Here is a 23,494-nt window from a genome sequence, read left to right as displayed (position 1 = left end):
TTGAAATCCGCCATTTATCTCATATTTATCAAATTTTACTGTGAATAATAAAGTTCTACACCTCTATTGACGATCTTTAGCGAAAAACCCATGTTACCGGGTAGTTAGCAGCGGCTTCACACGCCTCGCCTCCTCTTCGCCAGATGCCCCGGTGGCGGGCGGTGAATTGGCGCGGATGGAGCCCCAAGGAGCGCCCGGCATGGCCCAGCACAGTCGCAAGGGAGCGCAGTTTCAGGCGCTTACCGCAAACCGTCTCGCCGACGGCATCGTCGTCTACCTGACCGCGGACGATCGCTGGTCGGAATCGCTGCAAGACGCCGATGTGACCGAAGGCAAGGAAGCCGGCGAGGCGCTGCTGGCGCGGGCGCAACCGACGGTCGACAGCAATTTCGTCGTCGAACCCTATCTCTTCGAGGTGACGCGCGAGGATGGCGGCATCCGCGCCGCAAGCGTGCGCGAAACGATCCGGCAGGCGGGCCCGACCGTGCGCCTCGATCTCGGCAAGCAGGCGGAGCTGCCGGGCGTTCATCGCTGAACGCAAGAAACCGCGAGAGGCAAAGGTTCGGTTATGTATCGCTACGACGAATTCGATTATCAGATCGTCAATGAACGCGTCGCGCAGTTTCGCGGACAGGTAGCGCGCCGCCTTTCGGGCGAGTTGACGGAAGACGAGTTCAAGCCGCTCCGGCTGATGAACGGCGTCTATCTGCAACTTCACGCCTACATGATCCGCGTCGCCATTCCCTACGGCACGTTGTCGTCGAAGCAATTGCGCATGCTTGCGCATATCGGCCGCAAATACGACCGCGGCTACGGCCACTTCACGACCCGCCAGAACCTTCAGTTCAACTGGCCGGCGCTGAAGGACATGCCCGATCTGCTGCACGACCTCGCCACTGTCGAGATGCACGCCATCCAGACATCGGGCAACTGCATCCGCAACGTGACGTCGGATCAGTATGCGGGGGCCGCGAAAGACGAGATCGAGGATCCGCGCATCGTTTCGGAAATCATCCGGCAATGGTCGACCTTCCACCCGGAATTCTCGTTCCTGCCGCGCAAGTTCAAGATCGCCGTTTCCGGCACGCCGGACGACCGCGCCGCGATCCGCGTACACGACATCGGCATCCAGATCGTGCGGGACGGCAAGGACGCGATCGGCTACGAAATCTATGTCGGCGGCGGGCTCGGCCGCACACCGATGATCGGCAAGAAGATTGCCGATTTCGTGCCGAAGGAAGATTTACTCGCCTATCTCGAGGCGATCATGCGCGTCTACAACATGTATGGACGCCGCGACAACATCTACAAGGCGCGCATCAAGATCCTCGTGCATGAGATCGGCGCCGAGGAAATGAAGCGGCAGGTGGATGTCGAGTTTGCCGAAATCCGCAAGACCGGTGCCTTGCATTTGCCAGCCGAAGAGGTCGCGCGTATCCAGGCCTATTTCGCGCCGCCCGGTTACGAAACCCTGCCCGACGAAAGCACCGAGCTCAACAAGGCGGTGCTTGCCGACCGGGATTTCGCCAATTGGGTGAAGTCCAATGTCGCCGCGCACAAGGTGCCGGGCTATGCGATCGTCAACATCTCGCTGAAGCCCATCGGCGGCACGCCGGGCGATTGCTCGTCGGACCAGATGGACGCGGTTGCCGACATCGCCGAGAAATACAGCTTCGACGAGTTGCGCGTCACGCATGAGCAGAACCTGACGCTGGCCGATGTGCGCAAAAAGGACCTGCCGGCCGTTCACGCGGCGCTGAAGGCGGCCGGGCTCGCGACGGCCAACATCAATCTCATTACCGACCAGATCGCCTGCCCCGGTCTCGATTATTGCGCGCTCGCCAATGCGCGCTCGATCCCGCTGGCGCAGCAGATTTCGGAGCGCTTCAGCGATCTCGACCGGCAGCACGACATCGGCGAGCTGAAAATCAACACGTCAGGCTGCATCAACGCCTGCGGCCATCACCATGTCGGCCATATCGGCATTCTGGGCGTCGACAAGAAGGGCGTCGAATATTACCAGGTGACGCTGGGCGGCGCGGCCGATGAAAAGACCGCCATCGGCGACATCGTCGGTCCCGCCTTCACCGAAGAGCAGATCGTCGATGCGATCGAAACCATCGTCACGACCTATCTCGGCCTGCGCCAGCCCGGCGAGCGCTTCATCGATACCTATCGGCGCACCGGCATCGACCCGTTCAAGGAGAGCCTCTATGCAACTCATTAGGAACGGGAAGTTCGTCGCGGACGATTTCGCGACCGTCGGAGACGAGGACGCCCTGCCCGATGGCGCCGTCATCGTCAGCCTCGAGCGCTGGCAGAAGGAGCGCGACGCGCTGACGGCGCGCAACACACCGCTCGGCGTGCGCCTGAAGAGCGGTCAGGAGCCCTCGGCCATCGCGGACGATCTCGACAAGCTGAAGGTGGTGGCGCTCGAGTTTCCGGTCTATCGCAATGGCCGCGCCTATTCCTATGCGCGGCTCTTGCGCGAGCGGCACGGCTACACGGGCGAAGTCCGCGCCGTCGGCAACGTGCTGCGCGACCAGTTCCATTTCATGGTCCGCTGCGGCTTCGACGCACTTGAGGTCGCCGACAACATCACACCGGAAATCTGGGCCGAGAGCGTCGGCGCGTTTTCGCTGTCCTACCAGCCGGCGACCGACGGGCGCGAACCCGTGTTGTCGCTGCGCCAGCGCCTCGCGGCGCGCGCCTCGGCCCGCGAAGCGGTCTGACGGCCTCCCCTTCCCCGCGCAGACAAGCAAAAGCCCGGCACCCTTTTCAGGGGCCGGGCCTTTTTACGCAACAGTACTCAACAGACGGGAGTCTGGAGCCTCGCGCGGAAATTACGCAGCGCGGAGCTTCTCGAAAGCTTCGGTGAACTTCGTGGCATAGGGGTTCACGGCTTCGCGAACGGTGTTCACGGTGAGCTCGTTGAGTTCGCGGGCGGCGTCGATGTTCCGCTTGATGGTGGCGCGAACGAGTTCGTTCTGGAGTTCCACCGCCGTCTTGATGCTGCCGGACTTGAGCGCGGCGCGGGCGGTCTCGACCGATTCCTCGAAGTTGGTGCGGGCCAGCGTCACGATGATGCCGGACGCCACTTCGATCGGGTTCTTCACGTCGGCCTTGGGGGCGGCCTTGGCGGTCTTCGCCGTCGCCTTCGCGGCGCGCGGCTTCGCAGTCGTCTTGGTCTTTTTCGCTTTGGGGGTCGCTTCGGGCATTGTTTCTATCTCCTGTACCGCGTGGTCGCTCGCCTCACGCGAGCGTTTCCAAGCACATACCGGCGCGCCGGATTTGTGCGCTGCAATATGAGATAGAATGCCCCTGCCTTAGCGTCAAGTAATTTTTGTGCATCGCACAAAAACACGCATTGCAGCGCGCCAAATTTCCTAAAATCTCCTTATAGAAAAAGGACTTAGTGGAAGTTGCGGCGCGCTGTCGCAGACGAGGTCGGCAAGCGCCGCGCCGCTGCCGGCCCCCAGCGTCCAGCCCAGCGTGCCGTGGCCGCTGTTGATGAAAAGATTCGAAAAGGGCTCCACCCGGCCGATTACCGGGCTGCCGTCCGGGGTCATGGGCCGCAAGCCGCACCAGAATTCGGCCGCGTCGGCGCCGGCCCCCGCCTGCGGCAACAGGCTCGTCAGCGCATTGAGCACCGAGGCGGCGCGGCCGGGCTCCAGCGTCAGGTCGTAGCCGCCGACTTCGGCCTGGCCCGCGGCGCGCAGCCGGTTGCCCAACCTGCTGATGACGATCTTGCGCGCTTCGTCGGTGATGCTGACTTCGGGCGCATTGCCTTCGGGCGCCGGCAGCGTCACCGAATAGCCTTTCACCGGATAGATCCAGGTGCGGATGCCGAGCGGCTTCAGCAGCGCCGCCGTGCCCGCGCCCGCCGCGACGACAACCGCATCCGCGTCGAGCACGCCGCGCGAGGTCACGACGCCATAGGCGCGGCCGGCACGCGCGATGATCTCCTCGACCACCGTACCGGTCTCGAACGTCACGCCGCGTCGTTTCGCGGCCTCGGCCATGTGCTTCGAAAAAAGATGCGCGTCGCCGCTTGCGTCCGACGGCGAATAGAGGCCGCCGGAAATCTCGCCGCGTTGCAGGGCCGATGCGAGTGCCGGTTCGACATCCACGCATTCGGCTGCAGTCAGCAGGCGCTGTTCGACGCCGAGACGCGCCATCGTTTCCATCTCGGTCATGGCGGCGCGCACCGCATGTTCGCTTGCGAAGATGCGCAGGATGCCTCTGTCGCGCCGGTCGAAATCGAGCGAGCGTCCCGCGTCGCGAAAGTCGGCCGCGTAGCTCGCCATGCGCTCGCGCGTCAGCAATGCCAGTTCGAGATTGGGCGGAATGCGCTCCATCCGTGCCGAGGTCCGGCAGCGCAACAGGAAGCGCAGCAGCCAGCGCCACTGGTCGGGGTCCATTTTCGGGCGCAGGCGGAACGGCGCGTCGTCGCGGCCGAGCCAGCGCAGGATCAGGCCCGGAATTTCAGGCCCGGCCCAGGGCGCAACCTCGCAGGCCGACATCTGGCCGCCATTGGCGTAGCTCGTGCCGAGGCCCGCGCCCTCATGCGCCTCGATCAGCGTCACCGTCTCGCCGCGCAGCGCGAGTTCATAAGCGGTGGCGACGCCGACAATGCCGGCGCCGATGACGACGGTTTTCACGATGGACCTGCCAGGAGCGTGAGGGTTTCGAAATTGTCCCTACCGGTATCAAAGCGGCGCGGCTTTGGCGACGGCAAAGAGCGGGGGCGACGGCAAAGAATGGGGCCTTCTGCCGAAAGCCTTTGCCCGGCATACTCGGCCGCCATCCCCCGCGACCGACAAGCCCGGAGCCCGCCGCCGATGACCGACCAAACGCCCCTCTGGCCCTTCGTGCCCTCGCCCCGCGCGGTCGACATTACGCATGCGAAGGGCTGCGTCCTCCACACGCGCGGCGGCGGCGAAATTCTCGATGCGTCGGGCGGCGCCATCGTTTCGAATATCGGCCACGGGCGGGCGGAAGTCGGCGCGGCGACGGCCGAGGCGATGACAAGCATGTCCTATGCGGTGCCGCCCTTCCTGACGCCGGAGCGGACGCGGCTGATGGAGCGTCTGCGCCGCGCCTGGCTGCCGGCGCATCTGACCCGCACCTGGCTTGCCAGCGGCGGCTCGGAAGCGGTCGATGCCGCCTGCCGCCTCGCTGTCCAGCATTTCCGTGCGAAGGGCGACAACACGCGCTGGAAGATTATCGGCCGCGACATTTCCTATCACGGCACGACGCTCTTCACGCTCGGCATCGCCGGACATGAAGCGCGCAAGCGCGGCTTCGAACGGCTCATTCCCGACATGCCGCTGGCGCCGACGCCTTATGCGCTCAGATCGCCGCTCGGCCGCCACCATCCCGATTTCGACATCGCCGCCGCCGACGCATTCGAGGCGCTGGTGCTGCGCGAGGGACCGGAGACCATCGCCGCGTTCATCGCCGAGCCGATCAACGGTTCGTCGGGCGGCGCGCTGATGCCCGGCCCGCGCTACTGGCCACGCATACAGGAAATCTGCAAGCGCCACGGCATTCTTCTCATCATCGACGAAGTGATGACCGGCTTCGGCCGCACCGGCAAGCCGTTCGCCTGCGCGCATTTCGACATCGCGCCCGACATTCTGGTCTCGGGCAAGGGGCTCGCCGGCGGCTATGCGCCGATCGTCGGCGTCTTCGCCTCCGAAGAAATCGTCGCGCCGCTCGCCGAAGGCGGACAGTCGCTGATGTTCTATACCTATGGCGGCCATCCCGGCGCCTGCGCCGCGGCCGACAAGGTGCTTCAGATCATGGAAGACGAAGACCTCGTCGCCCGCGCCGCCGCGCGCGGCCGCGCGCTTGCAGCCCGCCTTGAAGGCCTGCTTGGCCAGCATCCGAACGTCGCCGAAATTCGCGGCGAAGGGCTGCTGCGCGGCATTGAAATCGTCCGCGACCGCGAGACGCTCGAACGCTTCCCCGAAAGCGCCGCCGTCACGCAGCGCGTCATCGGCGCCGGCCTCAAGCGCGGCGTCTTCTTCTATGGCGGCGGCACGGGCGCCATCCGCGATATCGTATGTCTCGGCCCCGCCTTCGTCGTTTCCGACGCCGAACTCGACCGCATGGCCGAAACGCTGAAAGCCGCCATCGACGAGGCCGTCGCCGCCGTCTGACCCCCTCATTTCCAGGTCCATCTTGACGGCGGCACCGCCTTGTCCTATATGTCACCGTATGGTGACAAAAGCCGCAGCCAAACCGAAGCCCCGCCCGCGCGACCGCGCAAAGACCGAGACGGCGATCCTCGACGCCGTTTCGCGGTTGATCCTGCGCGACGGGTTGTCCGGCGTCGGCATCAATGCGCTGGCCCGCGAGGCGGGCGTCGACAAGGTTCTGATCTACCGCTATTTCGGCGATCTCGACGGCCTCTACCGCGCCTATGCCGAACATGGCGACTTCTGGTGGTCGGTCGAGGAGATGTTGTCCGCCACCGAAGGCGCGCCCAATGCGGCCGAAGCGCTGAAGCGCGGCCTTCGTCATCACGCCGCGGCCATGCGCCAACGCCCCGTGACGCTCGCCGTCATCGCCGCCGAGCCCGCCAACCGCACGCCGCTTGTCGTCGCGCTCGAAGAGGTGCGCGAGAAGCGTTCCATCGAATTGATGAAACAGGAAGCCGCGCGTCACGGCGGCTGGGGCGATGTCGACATTGCCGCCGTCACCGCGCTGCTTGCCGCCGCCATCGACTATCTCGCCGCCCGCGCGCTGAAAATCCGCGTCTATGGCGGTGTCGAAATCAAGACCGACAAGAACTGGGAACGCGTGCTCGCAGCCGTCGACGCGATGATCGACGGCCTCTTTGCGGCCAGCGCCCCTGAAACCAGGAGCAGGAAACCATGAGCAAGACACCGAAAGTCACGCGCCGCCGCTTTCTCGAAATCGGCTCGGGCATCACGCTTGTCGCCGGCGCAGGCCTTCTCTGGCGGGCCAACGAGCGCGGCGTCTTCGCCGAGCCGGCGGGCGAGGCCTATGCGCCGTGGCAAATGTGGAACGCGCCGGAATATGCGAACACGCCGCTGGCGCTGGTCGCCGCCGGCATTCTCGCGTCCAACCCGCACAACACGCAGCCCTGGATTTTCCGCGTCACGGATAGCCGGATCGACATTCTCGCCGACACGCATCGTCATCTCGGCACGTTCGATCCCTATTTGCGCGAGATGCATCTCGGTCTCGGTTGTGCCGTCGAAAACATGCTGCTGGTGGCGGCGCCCAACGGCTTTGCTGCCGATGTCCAGTATGCGCCGGGCTCGTTGCTCGACATTGCCGGTCGCGACGGACAGGTGCTTGCGGCAACGCTGCATCTCGCGCGCGCGACGGCGGCAACAGATCCGCTCCACGCCGCCATTCCCCACCGCCACACCGACCGCAACCCTTACGACGCCGCACGGCCGCTCGCCGCCGATGCCTTCGCCGGCATCGCGCATGAGGACGACGTCCGGCTCTGGCTCTTTGGCGACGGCGAAGCGCGCAAGCGTCTCGGCGCGGCGATTGTCGAAGCGACGAATGAAATCGTCGCCGACAAGGAAATGATCGAAGACAGCCATCACTGGTTCCGCGACGGGCCGGACGAGATCGCGCGCGAAAAAAGCGGTCTCACCCTCGACACGGTGGGCCTCTCGCCGGCGGTGCTGGCGATTGCGAAATTGCTCCCGGCGCTGCCCGCCGAACAGAGCCACGGCACCTGGGCGACCCAAACACGCGACACCCATGTGCCGACGGCACCGCTTCTCGGCCTCATCGCCACGCGCGACCGCTACGACCGGCGTCAGGCGCTCGCCGCCGGCCGGTTCTGGCAGCGGCTGCATCTGACGGGCGCGGCACAGGGAATATCGATGCACCCGCTCAATCAGCCGATCGAAACCATCGACCGCGAAAGGCAGCTCGGCCGTGAGCCGGCATCCGAAGCGCGCCTCGCCGCGATCACCGGCGATGAAAGCTGGCAGCCGACATTCGCCTTCCGCGCCGGTTACCCGACAAGGGTTGTGCGGACAAGCGCCCGGCGCGGTGTCGCGGAAGTCGTCGTCTGACGCGCCTATTTGCGCGCCGCGACGATTTCGTCGGCCGAAGGCGGCAGCGTTTCCACGTAAATCGAGCGGCTCGGAAACGCGAAGCCGGTGCCGGAACCTTCGACGATCTGCTTGATCCGGTAGGCCAGCGCTTCTTTCACGGCCAGCCACTCGCCCCAGACGGTCGTGTGGGTGAAGCAATAGACCATGATGTCGATGGAGGAAGGTCCGAAGCTGTCGATGCGCACGAAGAGCGGCGCCAGCGGCGGCTGCGCGAAGTCTTCCGTCGATGTCAGATAGGCCTCGATGTCGCCGCAGATCTGCCGAAGCTGGTCGTGCGTCGTCCGGTATTCGACACCGATCAGCCATGAAATGCGGCGATAGGTCATGGCGCTGAAATTCGTCACCGCGTGATCCGAGAGCTGCTGGTTCGGCACGAAGACCGGCGCCCGGTCGAAACGGCGCACATGTGTCGAGCGGAAACCGATCTTCTCGACCGTCCCTTCGACAATGCCTTCGACCTTGATCCAGTCGCCGATGCCGAAGCGCCGTTCGATCAGAATCGACATGCCGCCGATCAGGTTCTTGAAGAGGTCCTGCGCGCCCAGCGCCACCGCGACACCGAAAAGTCCAAGTCCGGCAATGATCGGCGCCACCTGAATACCCCAGGTCTGCAGGATCGTCGCGCCGGCGATCAGAACGATTGCGGTTTTCGCGCCGGCAATCATCCATTCGAGAATTTCGGGCGTCAGCAGCCGTTCGAGCTTTTTCATCCCCTGGCTCACCGGGACGACACAATTGTAGAGGGCCCAGAAGATCGCAATGATAATCAGCGTACGGTTGAGGCTCTCGGCGAAATCGCGCGCCGTATCCTCGAATGCGAGAAACTCGGTCGCAAAGAAAAATCCGAGTGCAAAAAAAAGAAAACGCAGCGGGTTACGGATCGCGTCCCTGATGTAGTCGTCGACTTTTGTCTCTGTCCTCTCCACCCACCGGTCGGCGATGGACAGCACAAAACGGGTGAAAAGGCCGCGCAGGACATAGAAGATGCCGAAGATCGTCACCGCGACCAGAAGATCGCCGATGCTGTGGCCGAGAACGCCGGTGCTCCAGACGTCCCCGACGAGATACCAGTAGTCCTCGAGATTCGTCAGTATGCCCTGCATCATCTGTCGTCGGGTCCTGTGTTGGGGTCGTTACGCGGCCGCAGTCCGCTCGCGCGTCGCCGAGAATGTCACGTTCGGCCATTTTTCCAGCGTGTAGCCGATTTCCCAATTGCTCTTCGCCATGAAGACCGGTGCGCCGTCGCGATCGGTCGCCATGTTGCCGCGATGGGCCTCGACGAAGTATTTCAGCTCGGCCGCATCCGCCGCCTGCACCCAGCGCGCGGTTTCGAAGGGCGCCGGTTCGAACTGCACCTTGATGTCGTATTCAGCGGCGATGCGCGACGCCAGCACTTCGAGCTGCAACTGGCCGACCACGCCGACGATCCAGTTGGCGCCGATTTCGGGCTTGAAGACCTGCGTCACCCCTTCTTCCGCGAGGCTTTCCAGCGCGCGGCGCATGTGCTTTGCCTTCATCGGATCGTCGAGGCGGACGCGGCGCAGGATTTCCGGTGCGAAATTCGGGATGCCGGTAAAGATCAGGTCTTCCGACTCGCTCAGCGTGTCGCCGACGCGGATCGTGCCGTGGTTCGGAATGCCGATAATGTCGCCGGCATAGGCGTCGTCCAGCAGTTCGCGGTCCTGCGCGAAGAACATGATCGCGTTGTTGACGCCGATGGTCTTGCCGCTGCCCGAAATTTTCAGCCGCATGCCGCGCTTGAACTTGCCCGAACAGATGCGCATGAAGGCGATGCGATCGCGGTGGTTGGCGTCCATGTTCGCCTGCACCTTGAAGACGAAGCCCGTCACCTTCGGTTCCGCCGGTTCGACGATGCGGCTTGTGGCCGGCTGAGCGCGCGGCGGCGGCGCGTAGGCGGCGACCGCGTCCAGCAATTCGCGCACGCCGAGCTTGCGGAGCGCGCTGCCGAAATAGACCGGCGTCATGTGCCCGGCGCGATATTGCTCGATGTCGAAGGCGGGTGAGCCTTCCCGCGCCAGTTCCATCTCGTCGCGGAACTTCCGGAGTTCGTCCGCGCCCAGAAATTCGGCGATGCGCTCGCCGGTCAGGCTTTCGGGCTCGCTGTCGGGGCCGCCCTTTTCCGTGCCGGGCTTTTCGTAAGGGATGAAGCGGTCGTTTTCCGGATCGAAAATGCCGCGCAGCAGCCCGCCCATGCCGGCCGGCCAGATCATCGGCGCGGTGTCGAGCGCCAGCTTCGAGGCGATCTCGTCCATCAGCTCGAAGGGATGCACGCCCTCGCGGTCGATCTTGTTGATGAAGGTGATGATCGGCACGTCGCGCATGCGGCAGACCTCGAAGAGCTTCAGCGTCTGCGCCTCGATGCCTTTCGCCGCGTCGATCACCATGATGGCGCTGTCGGCGGCGGTCAGTGTGCGGTAGGTGTCCTCGCTGAAATCCTCGTGGCCCGGCGTGTCGAGCAGGTTGCAGACGATGTCCTTGTATTCGAAGGTCATCACGGCCGACGTCACCGAGATGCCGCGGTCCTGCTCGATCTTCATCCAGTCGGAGCGCGCGCGCCGGTTGTCGCCGCGGGCCTTCACCTGACCGGCAAGGCGGATCGCGCCGCCTTTCAGCAGCAGGTTCTCGGTCAGCGTCGTCTTGCCGGCGTCGGGATGGGAGATGATGGCGAAGGTCCGCCGCTTGCGGATTTCGCTCGCCAATGCCCTGTCCTGACGGCTTGCGGCCTCGGAAATACTCAACGTTTCGTCTCCGGGATGGATTTGGGCGGAACCTAGCCCAAAGCGCCCCTGCCCGCCACCCCGCGACAAACTGGCCGATGCAAGCCGGTTGCGGGCTGTGCGAGCATGGCGGCATCATGCCATTGAATTTCAGGAGACAGTCATGACCAGCGCCCGGGACGTCGTCGAGCCTCATATCGAGGCCATGCTGAAAGAGGCCGAAGCCGCGAAACTCTCGACCGATGCTGTTGCCCGCATCATGTTCGAACAGGCGGTCCGCATCTGGCGCGGCATCCGCAAGCCGGAAGACATCCGCGCCGAACTGATCGAGGCCGCCGATCATCTCGACCCGGACGAAGACTTTATGTTCATGCGCCCTTAGATGGCGCGGGATGTTCATGCGCCCTTAGGTGGCGCGGGATGTTCATGCGGCCTTGAGTTCAGCTCACCTTTTCCTGAAGGAAGTGCCGGCCCTCGCGGTCCTCGATCTCGACCACCCAGAGGTCGGGGTCGCGGCTGCGCTGCTTCTCGATATAGGCATCGGCATCGGGTTCCGGCGCGGGCTCGGCGGTGGGCCGCGCCATCCAGAACAGCGCGCCCTCGCCGTCGCGGGCCGGCGCATAGACCGTTGCCCGCCCGTCGAGCCGGTTGACCTTGACCAGCACCACACCCGCCGTCGCGTCGCCGCGCCGGACCACCATCGCCGCCGCGCCCGCCGTCTCGCAGCGGCGGATCAGCGCCTTCACCCAGATTTCGGCCTTCAGCCGCGGCGCCGTGTCCATTTATTTCCCCATATTTTCCGTACCGCACCGGTAGGCCCGCGGCCAAGCCGCCGGTGTTCATCCTTAACGCGTTTCCCGTTTGCCGTCGCCCCGTTGCGGGACTAGACTCCCGCACACTCTATTAAGAGAGGCCGTTCCGCAAAGGGCCGATCGCCTGCGGAACCGGCGCTCAGGCTTTTCGGGCGTTGGGGGATGCCATGTCGAGGGGTTGCAACTTGTCGCTACATTTCCTGAACCGGGCGCATCGCGCCGCGCTGCCGCTCGCGGCGGCACTTCTGCTCACCGGCTGCCTGACATCGGGCGACACCAAAGCGCCGCCCGCCGCCGCGCCCCAACCGGCGCCCGCGCCGGTCGCGATGATCACCGACGAAGCGCTGATCGCGGTCATTGCGTCGGGCGTTCCGGTGCCGCTGCCCTCGCCGCTGCCGCGCGGCCCCGTGCAGGTCGCCTCGATCGACCCGTCCGCCGGCGTCTCGGCGCTGACGACCGCGCCGCGCCTTGGCGATCTCACCGGCGTCTATGTCAGCTACGGCTCGGCGCTCGCCATGGTCGCGGAAGCCCGTCTCAACACGCCGAGCGATGTGCGCCGCGCGCTTGCGACGCTGCGCATCCAGGAGCCGGACCGGCTCGCCGAAGCCTGGTATGCGTCGCGCGCCATGATCGCCGCGCAGGACCCCGAATTCGCGCAAGGCGTGCGCAACGAGGCCCGGGCCGTCGGCAAGGTCGCGCTGCTCGAACAGCTCGCGGCCGACGACGACCACATCCTGCAGGTCAGGGGCGTGAGCTCGGCCAGCGCCGCCGTCGCGCTCGCGATCCGCGATGAAACGGCGCGCATGTCGCTGCTTTCGGCCCGCTTCATCGACAAGGCCTATGAATTCCAGAAACAGAAATGGGGCATGATCGAGCCGCAGCCCGCACCGCTCGAAGCCCCGGTCAAGGCCGCGTCGGCAAGCCCGATGGAAAAGGCCCGCGCGGTGCTGTCGGCGCTTTCGCCCATCGGCACGGCCCATGCCTACACGCCCTCGGTGATGAACCGCATCCTGACGCTTGCCGCCCATCAGGTCCTCGACGGCTCGATGGACGCCATGCAGGTCGGCGCCACCCGCAACCCGACCGGGCGCTGCCTCAACTGGGCCCGTCTCAACCTCAACCAGTGCGTCGCCGCCGCCCGCTTCCCCTCCGAGGAAGCCTGGTGCACCGGCAAACACGCGGTCGACGATGTGAGCAACTGCTTTGCCGAGGCGCTGCCGTCGGCGCCGGTCACCCGCTAGGCCGGCAGACGCTCGCGCTGGAGGTCCGGCGCTTCGTACGAATTTGAATTGAATCTCGATCTTTTTTGACGCGCATTCTCGAAAAATGCGCGTCAATTTTTTTGCGTATTTTATTATATTTCTCGAATAATTAGATTATATTTTCAAGTATAGTATAATATCCAAATCAACCAACCTCTGTATTTGTTCGTATAAGACTCAATCTCTATTGCATTTTATCTTTCAGTTTAACTTGGCGACAGCAGATCGCGGCCTAGCCTTCGCCCATGTTGATCGCCGGTCCCTAGGAACGACCGGCCTTTGAAAGGGTGAAAACGATGTCTTTTATTCTCAGAGCCGCTTTCTGGCTGACGGTGCTGGCCTTCCTGCTGCCCGCGGCCGGCGACGAAACCTCCGCACGCACCGCCGATGCCGGTGGCTTCACCGCCGCCTCGCTCGGCGCGCCGCCCGAACCCGCCGAGCCCCAGATGGGCGCCGGCGAAGCGCTGACCATGGCGGCACGCTCGGCCCAGGACGTGATGGGCTTCTGCGGCCGCAATCCGGATATCTGCGAACGAAGCCACGCCATTCTCGGCCATGTCATGCGCCAGACCACGCATTACGGCGGCATGGCCCTGGTCTGGCTGACCGACAAGGCGAAGGAGCAACAGCAGGACAGCACCGCGTTGCCGGTCGCCACACCGGGCCGGCAAGCCCTTGCTCCCTCGCTTTTTGCAGGCGCCTGACCCCACCCATCGGTCGCCTGTCCCTCTGCCGGATGCGGGGACCTAGACCCGCATCCGGTCCACTTCCCGCCCCGTCGCTCTCCCCCCGAGCGGCGGGGCGCTTGTTCTTTGGGGCCCGGCCCGCTATGTCCTGACCGATACGGACGGAGCGCCATGAGCATTCAGGACCTCATCGACGATTTCGCCTTCCTCGACGATTGGGAGGAGCGCTACCGCTATGTCATCGAGCTTGGCCGCGATCTCGAGCCGCTCAGCGCCGCCGAACATTCGTCCGAAAACAAGGTGCAGGGCTGCGTCAGCCAGGTGTGGCTCGTTTCCGAGGTCCGCCCCGGTCCGGACGGTGCTCCGCGCCTTCATTTCCGTGGCGACAGCGACGCCCATATCGTCCGTGGCCTGATCGCCATTCTGATGCGCCTCTATTCCGGCCGCACGCCGGCCGAGATTCTCGCTGCCGAACCCCGCGCCGTCTTCGCCAGGCTCGGCCTCGACGAACATCTGACGCCGCAGCGCTCCAACGGCCTTTATTCGATGGTGGCGCGCATCGAGGCGGATGCGAAAGCGCATCTGGCCCCCGCCGGCCCCTGACCGCTGCCGGCCAACAGAGGAGACGATGAAATGACCTCCGTGTTGCTTGCCCTTCCCTTCCTTGCCACCTTGATCGGCGCGGCGCTCGGCGCCTATGCCGCGTTTCGTCCCGCCCATGTCGCCAGTCTCGTCGGCATCGCCTTCGACCCGGTGCGCGCCGAAAGCATTTCCGAGGTTCGCGCCACCTATGGCGGCGTCTTTCTCGGTTCCCATGCGGCGGCGTTCGTGATGGGCGTCCCGGCGGTCTTCGTTGCGCTCGGTTGCGCCTGGGGCGCGGCCGCCCTTGTCCGGGTGGTTTCGTCGCTTGCCGACAAGGTGCCCTTCCGCGCCAACGGGCCCGGCATCGCCGTCGAGATCGGCATGGCCGGCGCGCTGATCGTGCCGTTTCTCGTCACCTGAGCGGCGCCTTCGCCTTGCGTTTTGCGCCCGCGCGAAGCCCGTAATGCGCGGCCAGCCGGTCGAGCGCGATGGCGAGCACGATCTTGCCGGCGCGTTGCGGCCAGCCGAAGCGGCGTTCGGCCGCCTCCATGCCTTCGAGGTGACAGCAGACGGCGATCAGCAGGTCCGACAATCCCGGTCCCACCGCCGCCATCGCGCGGGCAACGCGGTTGCGCGCGGCCAGCGCATGATCGGCGATGGCGGCCGGATCGCGCACCGCGCCGCGCCGCGGTTGACTGCCGCCGATCGCCGACCAGTCGACGGTGACGCGCGGCGTCAATTGCCCGATCGTGAAATCGCGGCGCAGTTTCTCGCCGGCCTCGAATTGCGTCTCGTCGATCAGCGGCTTGCCATTCAGGCCCTTGCGGCGGCGCAGCCATCCGAGCGGCGTCTCGCCTTCATTGACGCAGACATCGGCCGCCGCGCCATCGAGCGCGATGCGCTTGCGCGCCGTCAGGCGATGCGCCGCCGCGAAGCTGTCCGGATCGGCGGTCCGTTTGTTTTCCGTCATCGGCATCCGCTCCGCGCGCCGCTCTCGAGCGCCAGCGCCAGCGTGTCGAGCAGGCGGTCGAAAGCGGGGTCGTCGCGGCGGTCCTCGATGCGCTGGCAGGCATGGCTCGCCGTCGTCCGGTCGCGTCCGTAGAGGCGACCGACTTCGGACAGGCTGATGCCGAAAATCACATGGGTCAGGTACATCGCCACTTGCCGCGCCTCGGCGACCGGCGCGCGGCGCCGGGTCGGCGCCTGCAACTCGCGCAGCGACACGTTCCAGGCGCGTGCAACCGTCGCCAGCGTAAGTTCCAGCTCGGCCTTGCGTTTTGGCGGCGGCACCGCGGAACGGCGGCGTCCCGGCCGGCCGCGCGCCGGGTCCGTCCGCGGCGCCAGTCCGGCGAATACCGGGCGCCGGGCTTCGGGACCGCCGTCGCGGACGCGCAAGAAATCCAGTTCCATCGATCTACTCCCTGCCAAAATATGTCGCTTTTTTAAGAACAATAGAGGAACATTCCTCCGCTTGGCACTTAAATTTACATATTTCGTATATACCGGGGATAAAGTTCGGTAAGCTCTTGCCGTTGCAAGGAGGATTCGCCCGTGAAGACAAGGATTCGCCACTTCAGGAAGCTGAAGGGCCTGACCCAGTCCGGCCTCGCCCTCCGGCTCGGCACCACGGCGGCGACGGTCTCGCGTCTCGAGACCGCCGACATGACCGTCTCAACGGATTGGCTGGAGCGGATCGCCGAGGCGCTCGACGTGACGCCCGGCGACCTGATCGACGTCGCCTTGCCGAACCGTCTGGTGGCGCTCGGCGAACTGGTCGCGGGCGGCACCGTCGCCGCGCTCCCCTCCGAGGCGGCGCCGGTGCTGACCGTCGAGACGCCGGCGGACAATCCCGTGCTGATCGGCGTGGCGCGGGACCTCGGCCCGTGGCGGGCGGGCGACTTGCTGGTCGGCGACCGTCACGATGGCGAAAGCGCCATGCGCGCCGCACTTGGCCGCGATGCGATCCTGGGCGGCCGCTCGGAAATCGGCTTCGGCCGGCTCATTGCATTTGAAAAAGGCGACGGGCTTCTCGCGCCGCCTGAAACCGGCGCGCATGGCAAGCGCATATCGGCGGCGTTGTGGGTCGCGCCGCTCGTTATGCTGGTGCGGCGCTTTCCGCCGCTAAATCGCTGAAATCAATTCGCGGCGGGTTTGCAACTCACGGTCACGCTTGACGCGCCGTCTTCCGCGCCACCGCAATCCATACCCGGAAAACACATCGCCGCCGCCGCGCCGGTGAAGTTGAAGGCGATATAGGCGCCACCACTGGGCGCATCGACAACGCCGGAGAGCCTGTATTCGCGGGTTTCGCCGCGCTTGAGCGTCACCGTTTCGCCGACCGCGAGATCGGACATCGCGATGTAGTTTTCGCCGTCGAAAATCAGGCTGGCGCTGCCCGCGACATCCGACAAGGTGCAGTGCGCGTGCATATCCGACGGCGCGCCGGCGCTGGCGATCGGAAACTTCGCCTGCTCGCCGCTGCGGATCGTGAAGCTGCCGCCCTGAATCGTCGCGGCCTGCGCCGTCGCGGCCAGAAACACGGCGGCAAACAACATCGCCACCGGCATGCCCGCACGCATCGTTGAAAGTTTCACGGCAACCTCCTCGCATCGTCGCCCGTCAGTCTGCGCCATTCGGGGCGCGTCCTTCAAGCGGCGCGTCGTTCAGGCGATGCGAAGATTGGCGCGTTCGGCCAGCGCGTGGGCCTTTTCCGATTGCAGGAAGGCGTCGTGGCCGAGCACCATGACGATGCGGCCTTCCGCGTCCGCCAGCGGCAGGCGCAACCAGAACTGGAAGACATTGGGTTGCTTCCAGGCGTCGAGCGCGATCACGCCCTGCGCCGGACGGCCGGCGCCGATCACTTCCCGATAGGCGCCGTTCCAGTATTCGGCCTGATCGCCGAGATCGTATTCGTCGAGAAAATGTCCCGTCATCTCGACGCCGAAATAATCGCGCAACCGCGTCCCGGCGAGGCGCACGCGCAGCCGCACCGTCTCGTGCGTTTCGGCGACGATGTCGAGCAGGCTGAGCGAGGGCAACAGCGCACGCAATTCGCCGGGCTGGATGTCGGCGCGCGTCGGAAAGGCGCCGTCGATGGATTTCGAACGCCAGTAATCGAAGAGCTCGCGCTGCTCGGGCACGATCAACTGGGCGCGGATGGCTTGGTCGGCGCGGGTCAGAAGCGCCTCCTCCAAAGACCGGGTTGGCTCCCGGCGGCGAATCATATGGAAAAATCTTGGGCGGATGCGGGCTTTAATGCAAGCCGCGCGGCGCGGAGGCCCTATCGCGCGCGGCGGCGGCCCGTCTGGCCGAGGCCCATCTTCTTGGCAAGCTTGGAGCGTGCCTGGGCGTAGTTCGGAGCCACCATCGGGTAGTCGCGCGGCAGGCCCCATTTCTCGCGATATTGCTCGGGGCTCAGATCGTAATGCGTCCGCAGATGCCGCTTCAGCGATTTGAATTTCTTGCCGTCTTCGAGGCAGATCAGGTAGTCGGGGGTCATCGATTTGCGGATCGACACGGCCGGTTCCGGGCGCGGCCCGGCTTCGGCGGCCCCTCCCACGGAGATTTGCGCCAATGTGCCGAAGACTTTGTGGATAAGACCGGCCAGTTCTTCTGGAGCTATCTTGTTGTGACCGGCATAGGCCGAAACGATCTCGGCCGTCATCTCGATGAGTTCAGTCTTATCCGCCACCACCGCCTCGTAATTTGTTCGGCACGCCGCCCGCCTCCCGACAAGCATCACTTCTCGGGTCGATAATTAATCCGAATATTACAAATGATTCTATAGCTCTTTCAGCGATTAGCAATCAAGGGGCCGAATTTGACGCCTTGCTGCAAATCACCGCGTCACGATTAGCCATGATTTAGCGCGATTTACACCCTGGCGAGGCCGCTTCGTGCCTTTCCGGCCGCTGCATATTGTCCTGCGAGCCAACCGCCGATGCCTTCGATCGCCCGCTCGCCCTCCGGCAGCATCTGATAGAAGGCCTGCCAGACATGGATCATGCCGTCCCAGATTTCGAGATCCACCGCGACGCCGGCGGCGCGGGCGCGGGCATCGAGATCGCGCGCATCGTCGAGCAGGACCTCGTCGCTGCCGACCTGGATCAGCAGCGGCGGCAGGCCCGCAAGATCGCCGTGATTGGGCGAGGCCAGCGGATCGCGCGGATCGGCGCCGGCGAGATACATCGCTGCCAGTTCCTTGATGCCGGCCTGCGTGATCATCGGATCGGCGCCGGCGCAGGATGCATAGGTGCCGGTGTCGCAGGTGAGATCGGTCCAGGGGCTCAACAGCGCGGCCGCCATCGGCATCGGCAGGCCGTCGCGTTTGGCCGCCAGCAGCGTCGCCATTGCAAGGCCGCCGCCCGCCGAATCGCCTGCCAGCGCAATCGTCTCCGGGGCATGCCCCTCGCCCAGCAGCCAGCGATAGGCCTTCAGCCCGTCATCGACCGCCGCCGGAAACGGATGCTCGGGCGCCAGCCTGTAATCGACGCTCAGCACATTCGCGCGCGCCGCCAGCGCCAGCCGCGACGTCAGGTGGCGATGCGACACCGGCGAGCCGAGCACATAACCGCCGCCGTGAAAATAAAGCACCGTCGCGCCGTCCGTTTCCTTCGGCCGCGCCCATTCGGCCTTCAATCCGTCGAGATCGGCGGGCATTGCGGTAACGCCGGCGGGCACCGGGAACACATCTGCATTGCCGTCCATAACCTTGCGGCGTTCGGCCAGCGGCAATTCGGCGCGTTTGCTGCGCTCGCGCACCAGCTCTTTCAGCCGCGCGATGCTCATGGCTTCACGGTCATTGGACATTCCCGCCTCCCTATGGTTCGATTCAACGAGATTCGCGCCCCGCGACGCGTTCCCTTTGGGCAATGCTAGCAGGCGGCGAATGCGGCAGGCTTCAAAAATCGCCGAAGCCGCCTCCACCGGTCAGGCATATGCAGAATCAGTCCGTCGATCTGCCCCGAAACGATCTTTGCTACGCGCGCGGCGCATGGCGGGCTTTCCTGCGCCTTGGCGCGGAAGATCGCGCGCGTGTGCGCGCCTTTGCCGACGCGCCTGGCGATGCGCGCGAAATCGCGCCGGGGCTGATGTCGTTTCGCGCCGGCGAGGATTTGCGCATCGTCTTTGCGCGCAAGTCCGGCCGTACCACCATTCTCGCGCTGACCGGCGGGGAGCAGGCGCCATGAGCCGCGACGCACCGCATCAGAAAATCGCGGGGCCCGACGGCGATACGCTGTTCGTCGTCGTGCCGGCGGCTGACTACGAGCGGCTGAAACGCGCGGCGGAGGATGCAGAGGACTTGCGCGCCGGCCGCGCCGCGCTCGGCTATGACGGGCCGGAGCCCGTGCCCGGCGCCGTTGCGCATCGCATCGCCGACGGCGAAAATCCGGTGCGCGTCTGGCGCGAACATCGCGGCCTCAAAGCCATCGAGCTGGCGCGTGCCACCGGCATGAGCGCGCCTTACCTGTCGGAAATCGAAACTGGCAAGAAGGACGGCACCTTCCGCACCATGGCCGCGATTGCCGAAGTGCTCGGCGTGTCGCTCGACGATCTGGCGCCGCCGGCCGACGAGGAAGGCCGCCGGGCGCGCGAACGCCGGGCGCTGATCGACGGCGTCGGCGCGCAGATCCGCAAGCTCGCCGCGCTCGTCACCGGGCCTGTCGATTTCAACACGGCAGCCGTGCGCCGCGCCGTCACGCGGCTTGCCGCCGACGCCGTGGCGCTGAAGGCGCAGGGCGGCAGTCTCGATAGCTGGCTCGATGAAGTGCTCGACGGCATCAGGGCGGTGCTCGATCTCGTCGACCGCGCCGAGGGCGACATCATCGGCACGGCGCGCACGGCGCGGCTGGAGCTTGAGGAGATCGTATCGGGTCCGCGCTTTGCGCGTGCGGCCGCCGTGACGGCCGAGGCGGCGGTGGAAGAGGAAGTGCCGCCTTACGCCGCGCCGAGCGCCGCCGACTGAGGCTCACGCCTCGTCGCCAAAGCCCGCCTGCAACGTTTCGTTGGCAAGTCCGACATCCCAGCAATGCAGCGCGAAATCGGCGCGGTCGGTCGAGATCGTGTCGAAAAGCTCGCCCATGCGTTCGAGGTCGCCCTTGCCCGGCAGGGCGCCCTTGCGCAGATCGACGGCGGCGACGATCAGGTCGCCGAATTCCTTGCGGTTGAGGCCGGCCGCCTTGGCGAACACCGACAGCGGTTCGCCGCCGGCATCGTTCAGGATACGGAACATCGTTTCGGTGCGAAGGCGTGCGGCGCGCGCAAGACCCTCGGCCAGCGCGCCGATGCCGTCGGCGGATGCGTTGGCGAGCAGCGTGTGCAGGCGCGCCTTGTCGGCCGGCGCCGGACGGCGCACCACCGACAGCGCGGAGGCGAGCGCCGGATCGGGCACGAAATCGCCGTCCAGGATTTCATCCAGCACATTGTGGATATGGCGGCGCTCGGCGGTGAAGCGCGTCAGGATTTCGAGGCGCAAGGGCGACGGCGCCCACCAGAAAATCCGGTGCGCGAGGCGCAGCGTCAGTTCGGGGCGCGCCAGCAGCGGCGCCAGCAATTCGGGTTCGGCGGCGCTGCGCCCGGCCAGCGTTTCGACGGCGCGCAGCGACAATTCGGAGGTGCGGTTTTCGAGCAGCCGGCAGACGAGAGCCGCCTCGCCCCCTTCGATCAACGCATCGGCGATGTCGCTGGTCAGGTCCTTGCGCGCGGCAAGCGCCATGCGGTGCGCCGCGCTTCCCTCGCGCGCCACCTGCACGAGGTCGCCGGCCTTCAATATCTGCCCTTCGCTCAACAGCGGACGCGCGATGTCGATGTCGTCGAGGGCGAGCGCCATCGCCAGTTCGCGCGGCGCGTCCGTATGCGGCGCAAGGCGCTCGGCAAGGCGCTGGCGCATGGCCGGTTCGAAACGCATCGCCAGCGAGGCCAGCATCGTGTCGAGCACGCTGCGTTCCTGCGGCGACACCAGCGAGGCCGGCAGCAGCGCGAGGTCGGCAAGCCGCCGCAGCATCGCGTCCTGATCGGCGGCGCGCGGGCGCGCGTCGTCGTCCTCATCGGTTGCGTAGCCGTGTAGCGCCATGATCCTGCCTTGCATCCTGCCCGCCCGCTCGGGGCCTTGCCCATCAGACCACCGGCCGCGTTAAGGCTCCGTAAAGCATCGCGGTGGATTTCGGCCTTGCCGCGGCCTATCCTGCCTTTCCACCGTCACCAGCAAGGCATTCCGAGATGAGATTTCCGCTGATTGCCGCCGTTCTGGCGCTGGCGCTGGCCGGTTGCGGGCTCGGCGTCAGCGAACATGCCGACGACCCGAACTACAAGGCCGGCCGCTCGGACGGCTGCTGGAGCGCCACCTCGCGCGTGCCGGGCGATCCCACCACGATCACCCGCAACGAGGAAGCCTACAAGACCATCGAGGCCTACAGGGCCGGCTGGAACGCCGGCTACAACGCCTGCCGCATCCGCGACGACAGCGGCGGCGGCATGGGCATGCCCGACAGTTCCGGCCGCGGCACCGGCGTGCGTTGAAGTGCCGCTGTTGATGCGCCGCTCAGGCGCGCTTCGCGTCGGCGGCCAGCGGGTGATCGATTTCCAGCGCCAGAATGTCGGACGGGTCGGCGAGTTCGCGCCAGGCGACACCCGCGATGTCCTCGACCAGCGCCGCGCCGCCGATGGCCGACGGCAACTGGAAGCCCGGCCGCGCATCGCCGGCAAGCGCGCGCCGCGCCAGCACCAGCGCGGCCTCGGCCGAATAGAGATGCGTGTCCGGCGTTTCGAGCCGCGCCCGGCGCAACGTGCCGTCGGGCGCGCGCGCCTCGCCCCAGACAACCGCACGGCCGTTTTTCAGCTGCGCCTCGGTGAGTTTGGTGCGGCGGCGGCCGAGTTTTTTCTCCAGCCGTTTCAGGCCCCAGCCGCGGCGAAACAGGCGGGCGCCGAACGTGCCCCCGGTCAGCACGCGTTCCAGCGGCTCGGGCAGCGCCTCGTAGCATTCGACGGTCGAATAGGCGCCGCGATGCCGCGCCGCCAGCGCATAAACGTTCCAGGGCGCGAGCCAGGCTTTTTCGGGCCCGGCGTCGAAATCGATATCGAGGCTGCGCGCGGCGGGCTTTTCCGGCACCGGCTGGCCGTTCTTCACCGTCTCGCCCGGTTCGCGCATGGCCGCGATCAGCGCCCGCGCCTCGTCGCCGAGCAGGAGCCCGCGCTTCACCGCCAGCGTGATTGCGCGGGCGCCGGGCAGGATATAGGCAAGCCGCGCCGCCAGCGCGTCGATGGCGGCAAAATCGAAGCCCGCGCCCGCGATCAGCATGACGCCGGATTGCTTGGCCGCTTCGTCGCGCGCGCCGAGCGCGGCGATCGTCGCGCGGTCGGCCGAAAGATCGATGAAATGCGTGCCCGTCGCGAGACAGGCGATCAGCAGCGAATTGAAATCGCCCTCGGCGAGCCGCGCCGCGTTGACGACGACGCCGACATCGTCGAGCTGGCCGGCGATGCGATGCGCGTCGCCCGGCGTGAAGATGCGCGGCTCCACCGGCCCGCCCGCCGTCGCGCCGCCCGCCATCGACGTTGCATGTTGCGCGACCGGCGCAATGTCGCGGCCAGCGCCGATATGCGCGACGCCGCGCCCCGCCGCCACGCGCGAGGCGAGCGCACCCACATAGTGGTCGACGCCGTAAATCAGTATGCGCGACTTCATGACCCCACCCAGTTGCCGCCCGGCCCGCGCCCCATTGCGGCGGCGGCCGATCTCCTGTTCATTGTCGCGTGAGGAAGGAAATGCCGCAATGCGAAGCTATGAAAAGAGGCCGGAACGGCCCGTTTTTGCGCTGTCATCGTTAATTTTCGGCGCTGTTTTGCTTGTCTTGCCGCTCATTGCGCCGGGCGCGGCGGAAGCGCGTGTACGGATCGAAACCGGCGCCGACCTCCGCGCGGCTTGCGCGGTGCTGGCCGAGCATCATCTCAATCCGAAATCGCCGACGCCGCGCCAGGCGCTTTTCTGCCGCCAATACCTGATGGGCTATTTCGGCTCGCTCACCTATCTCCATGAAGACGAGCGGCTGAAACGCGCCTTCAACACACCCTCGCAAAACACCGTCGCCTGCATCAATATCGACGGCGCCCGCTCTTACGACCAGCTCGCGCAACAAATCGTCCGCACCGCCGACTGGAACCCGCAACTGATGGAAGAGCCCGCCGTCAAGCTCGCGCAAAAAACCTTCTCCGACCGTCCGCCTTGCTGAGGGCAGGAAACGCCTTCCCTCACCCGCCCCTTTCGTCCACCGCCCTTGAAAATCGGTGCGGCCGAAGATTCGC

The 23,494-nt window shown here is 65.9% G+C and carries 28 protein-coding genes and 1 pseudogene; 16 read left to right on the top strand and 13 right to left on the bottom strand.

All coding sequences use genetic code 11. From position 1 onward, the window contains the following. The first annotated feature begins 199 nt into the window (after positions 1-199). The 3 genes from KF719_RS14970 to KF719_RS14960 are packed head-to-tail and all read left to right on the top strand — an operon-like array spanning position 200 to position 2,732. The gene (locus tag KF719_RS14970; RefSeq protein ID WP_293509647.1) at positions 200-535 is read left to right on the top strand and encodes a DUF2849 domain-containing protein; all 336 of its coding nucleotides are present in this window, start codon (positions 200-202) and stop codon (positions 533-535) included. 33 nt (positions 536-568) lie between these two features. Next, positions 569-2,227, top strand: coding sequence for a nitrite/sulfite reductase (locus tag KF719_RS14965; protein ID WP_293509645.1), 1,659 nt, complete (start codon positions 569-571; stop codon positions 2,225-2,227). Next, entirely contained in the window at positions 2,214-2,732 is a 519-nt protein-coding gene (locus KF719_RS14960) for a DUF934 domain-containing protein (RefSeq protein WP_293509643.1), read from the top strand. The genes KF719_RS14965 and KF719_RS14960 overlap by 14 nt, the downstream gene beginning before the upstream one ends. Positions 2,733-2,843: 111 nt before the next feature. Here KF719_RS14960 and KF719_RS14955 read toward each other — a convergent pair whose 3' ends face one another. Both KF719_RS14955 and KF719_RS14950 read right to left on the bottom strand, forming a co-directional pair. Next, the gene (locus tag KF719_RS14955; RefSeq protein ID WP_293509641.1) at positions 2,844-3,218 is read right to left on the bottom strand and encodes a phasin family protein; all 375 of its coding nucleotides are present in this window, start codon (positions 3,216-3,218) and stop codon (positions 2,844-2,846) included. Positions 3,219-3,386: 168 nt separating this feature from the next. Then, complete coding sequence (locus KF719_RS14950) at positions 3,387-4,661, bottom strand: D-amino acid dehydrogenase (protein WP_293509639.1); 1,275 nt, start codon at positions 4,659-4,661, stop codon at positions 3,387-3,389. Between the two features lie 180 nt (positions 4,662-4,841). On the opposite strand from KF719_RS14950, the gene KF719_RS14945 reads away from it, so the two are divergent. From KF719_RS14945 to KF719_RS14935, 3 genes are read left to right on the top strand one after another with little or no spacing between them, the layout of a single operon-like run. After that, positions 4,842-6,164, top strand: a complete 1,323-nt coding sequence (locus KF719_RS14945; protein WP_293509637.1) for an aminotransferase class III-fold pyridoxal phosphate-dependent enzyme — start codon at positions 4,842-4,844, stop codon at positions 6,162-6,164. A gap of 58 nt (positions 6,165-6,222) precedes the next feature. After that, entirely contained in the window at positions 6,223-6,885 is a 663-nt protein-coding gene (locus KF719_RS14940; RefSeq protein WP_293509635.1) for a TetR/AcrR family transcriptional regulator, read from the top strand. Beyond that, positions 6,882-8,072, top strand: a complete 1,191-nt coding sequence (locus KF719_RS14935; protein ID WP_293509633.1) for a hypothetical protein — start codon at positions 6,882-6,884, stop codon at positions 8,070-8,072. Before KF719_RS14940 ends, KF719_RS14935 begins: the two co-directional genes overlap by 4 nt. Positions 8,073-8,077: 5 nt before the next feature. On the opposite strand, the gene KF719_RS14930 is transcribed toward KF719_RS14935, so the two are convergent. Together KF719_RS14930 and KF719_RS14925 are read right to left on the bottom strand one after the other, a co-directional pair. Beyond that, positions 8,078-9,220, bottom strand: a complete 1,143-nt coding sequence (locus tag KF719_RS14930) for a mechanosensitive ion channel family protein (RefSeq protein WP_293509632.1) — start codon at positions 9,218-9,220, stop codon at positions 8,078-8,080. A gap of 27 nt (positions 9,221-9,247) precedes the next feature. Continuing rightward, entirely contained in the window at positions 9,248-10,873 is a 1,626-nt protein-coding gene (locus KF719_RS14925; protein WP_293509630.1) for a peptide chain release factor 3, read from the bottom strand. A 142-nt stretch (positions 10,874-11,015) separates the two neighbouring features. On the opposite strand from KF719_RS14925, the gene KF719_RS14920 reads away from it, so the two are divergent. Next, positions 11,016-11,234 (top strand): hypothetical protein, encoded by a 219-nt coding sequence (locus KF719_RS14920; protein ID WP_293509628.1) that lies wholly within the window; start codon positions 11,016-11,018, stop codon positions 11,232-11,234. Between the two features lie 58 nt (positions 11,235-11,292). Here KF719_RS14920 and KF719_RS14915 read toward each other — a convergent pair whose 3' ends face one another. After that, positions 11,293-11,634, bottom strand: a complete 342-nt coding sequence (locus KF719_RS14915) for a DUF1491 family protein (RefSeq protein ID WP_293509626.1) — start codon at positions 11,632-11,634, stop codon at positions 11,293-11,295. Positions 11,635-11,849: 215 nt separating this feature from the next. Here KF719_RS14915 and KF719_RS14910 point away from each other — a divergent pair, with 215 nt between their 5' ends. From KF719_RS14910 to KF719_RS14895, 4 genes are all read left to right on the top strand, one after another. Further along, the gene (locus KF719_RS14910; protein WP_293509624.1) at positions 11,850-12,905 is read left to right on the top strand and encodes a hypothetical protein; all 1,056 of its coding nucleotides are present in this window, start codon (positions 11,850-11,852) and stop codon (positions 12,903-12,905) included. Positions 12,906-13,222: 317 nt separating this feature from the next. Then, positions 13,223-13,630, top strand: a complete 408-nt coding sequence (locus KF719_RS14905) for a DUF5330 domain-containing protein (protein ID WP_293509622.1) — start codon at positions 13,223-13,225, stop codon at positions 13,628-13,630. 153 nt (positions 13,631-13,783) lie between these two features. Then, positions 13,784-14,215: a SufE family protein gene (locus KF719_RS14900; protein WP_293509621.1), complete on the top strand. Its 432-nt coding sequence runs from the start codon at positions 13,784-13,786 to the stop codon at positions 14,213-14,215. 30 nt (positions 14,216-14,245) lie between these two features. Beyond that, complete coding sequence (locus KF719_RS14895) at positions 14,246-14,614, top strand: hypothetical protein (RefSeq protein ID WP_293509619.1); 369 nt, start codon at positions 14,246-14,248, stop codon at positions 14,612-14,614. Here the strand turns inward: KF719_RS14895 and KF719_RS14890 are convergent. Continuing rightward, on the bottom strand, positions 14,607-15,164 hold the full coding sequence (locus KF719_RS14890; protein ID WP_293509617.1) for a DUF6456 domain-containing protein: 558 nt from the start codon (positions 15,162-15,164) through the stop codon (positions 14,607-14,609). The genes KF719_RS14895 and KF719_RS14890 overlap by 8 nt on opposite strands. Next, a complete protein-coding gene (locus tag KF719_RS14885; RefSeq protein WP_293509615.1) occupies positions 15,161-15,604 on the bottom strand; it encodes a helix-turn-helix domain-containing protein in 444 nt (147 codons plus the stop codon). Before KF719_RS14885 ends, KF719_RS14890 begins: the two co-directional genes overlap by 4 nt. A gap of 141 nt (positions 15,605-15,745) precedes the next feature. Between KF719_RS14885 and KF719_RS14880 the strand changes: the two genes are divergently transcribed. Beyond that, entirely contained in the window at positions 15,746-16,327 is a 582-nt protein-coding gene (locus KF719_RS14880; protein WP_293509613.1) for a helix-turn-helix domain-containing protein, read from the top strand. A gap of 2 nt (positions 16,328-16,329) precedes the next feature. Here KF719_RS14880 and KF719_RS14875 read toward each other — a convergent pair whose 3' ends face one another. From KF719_RS14875 to KF719_RS14860, 4 genes are all read right to left on the bottom strand, one after another. After that, complete coding sequence (locus KF719_RS14875) at positions 16,330-16,788, bottom strand: hypothetical protein (RefSeq protein WP_293509611.1); 459 nt, start codon at positions 16,786-16,788, stop codon at positions 16,330-16,332. 69 nt (positions 16,789-16,857) lie between these two features. Then, positions 16,858-17,388 carry a PAS domain-containing protein gene (locus tag KF719_RS14870; RefSeq protein ID WP_293509609.1) on the bottom strand — a complete coding sequence of 177 codons (531 nt, stop codon included), beginning with the start codon at positions 17,386-17,388 and terminating at the stop codon, positions 16,858-16,860. Between the two features lie 86 nt (positions 17,389-17,474). Continuing rightward, entirely contained in the window at positions 17,475-17,885 is a 411-nt protein-coding gene (locus tag KF719_RS14865) for a MucR family transcriptional regulator (protein WP_293509607.1), read from the bottom strand. 182 nt (positions 17,886-18,067) lie between these two features. Further along, positions 18,068-19,003 (bottom strand): alpha/beta hydrolase, encoded by a 936-nt coding sequence (locus KF719_RS14860; protein WP_293509605.1) that lies wholly within the window; start codon positions 19,001-19,003, stop codon positions 18,068-18,070. Positions 19,004-19,131: 128 nt separating this feature from the next. On the opposite strand from KF719_RS14860, the gene KF719_RS14855 reads away from it, so the two are divergent. Continuing rightward, positions 19,132-19,383, top strand: coding sequence for a hypothetical protein (locus KF719_RS14855; protein WP_293509603.1), 252 nt, complete (start codon positions 19,132-19,134; stop codon positions 19,381-19,383). Continuing rightward, a pseudogene (locus KF719_RS14850) lies at positions 19,380-19,754 on the top strand (helix-turn-helix transcriptional regulator); the annotation flags it as partial. The gene KF719_RS14855 and the pseudogene KF719_RS14850, both read left to right, overlap by 4 nt. A gap of 408 nt (positions 19,755-20,162) precedes the next feature. Here the strand turns inward: KF719_RS14850 and KF719_RS14845 are convergent. After that, a complete protein-coding gene (locus KF719_RS14845; protein ID WP_293509601.1) occupies positions 20,163-21,281 on the bottom strand; it encodes a DUF2336 domain-containing protein in 1,119 nt (372 codons plus the stop codon). Between the two features lie 131 nt (positions 21,282-21,412). Here KF719_RS14845 and KF719_RS14840 point away from each other — a divergent pair, with 131 nt between their 5' ends. Further along, complete coding sequence (locus tag KF719_RS14840; protein ID WP_293509599.1) at positions 21,413-21,712, top strand: hypothetical protein; 300 nt, start codon at positions 21,413-21,415, stop codon at positions 21,710-21,712. Positions 21,713-21,734: 22 nt separating this feature from the next. On the opposite strand, the gene KF719_RS14835 is transcribed toward KF719_RS14840, so the two are convergent. After that, positions 21,735-22,877, bottom strand: a complete 1,143-nt coding sequence (locus KF719_RS14835) for a hypothetical protein (RefSeq protein ID WP_293509597.1) — start codon at positions 22,875-22,877, stop codon at positions 21,735-21,737. Between the two features lie 88 nt (positions 22,878-22,965). On the opposite strand from KF719_RS14835, the gene KF719_RS14830 reads away from it, so the two are divergent. Next, on the top strand, positions 22,966-23,421 hold the full coding sequence (locus KF719_RS14830) for a Rap1a/Tai family immunity protein (RefSeq protein WP_293509595.1): 456 nt from the start codon (positions 22,966-22,968) through the stop codon (positions 23,419-23,421). Positions 23,422-23,494: the final 73 nt, after the last annotated feature.

Source organism: Parvibaculum sp. (genome assembly GCF_019635935.1).
Taxonomy (GTDB): domain Bacteria; phylum Pseudomonadota; class Alphaproteobacteria; order Parvibaculales; family Parvibaculaceae; genus Parvibaculum.
Note: the sequence above shows the minus strand (reverse complement) of the source record. Positions and strands in the feature narration are given on the sequence as shown.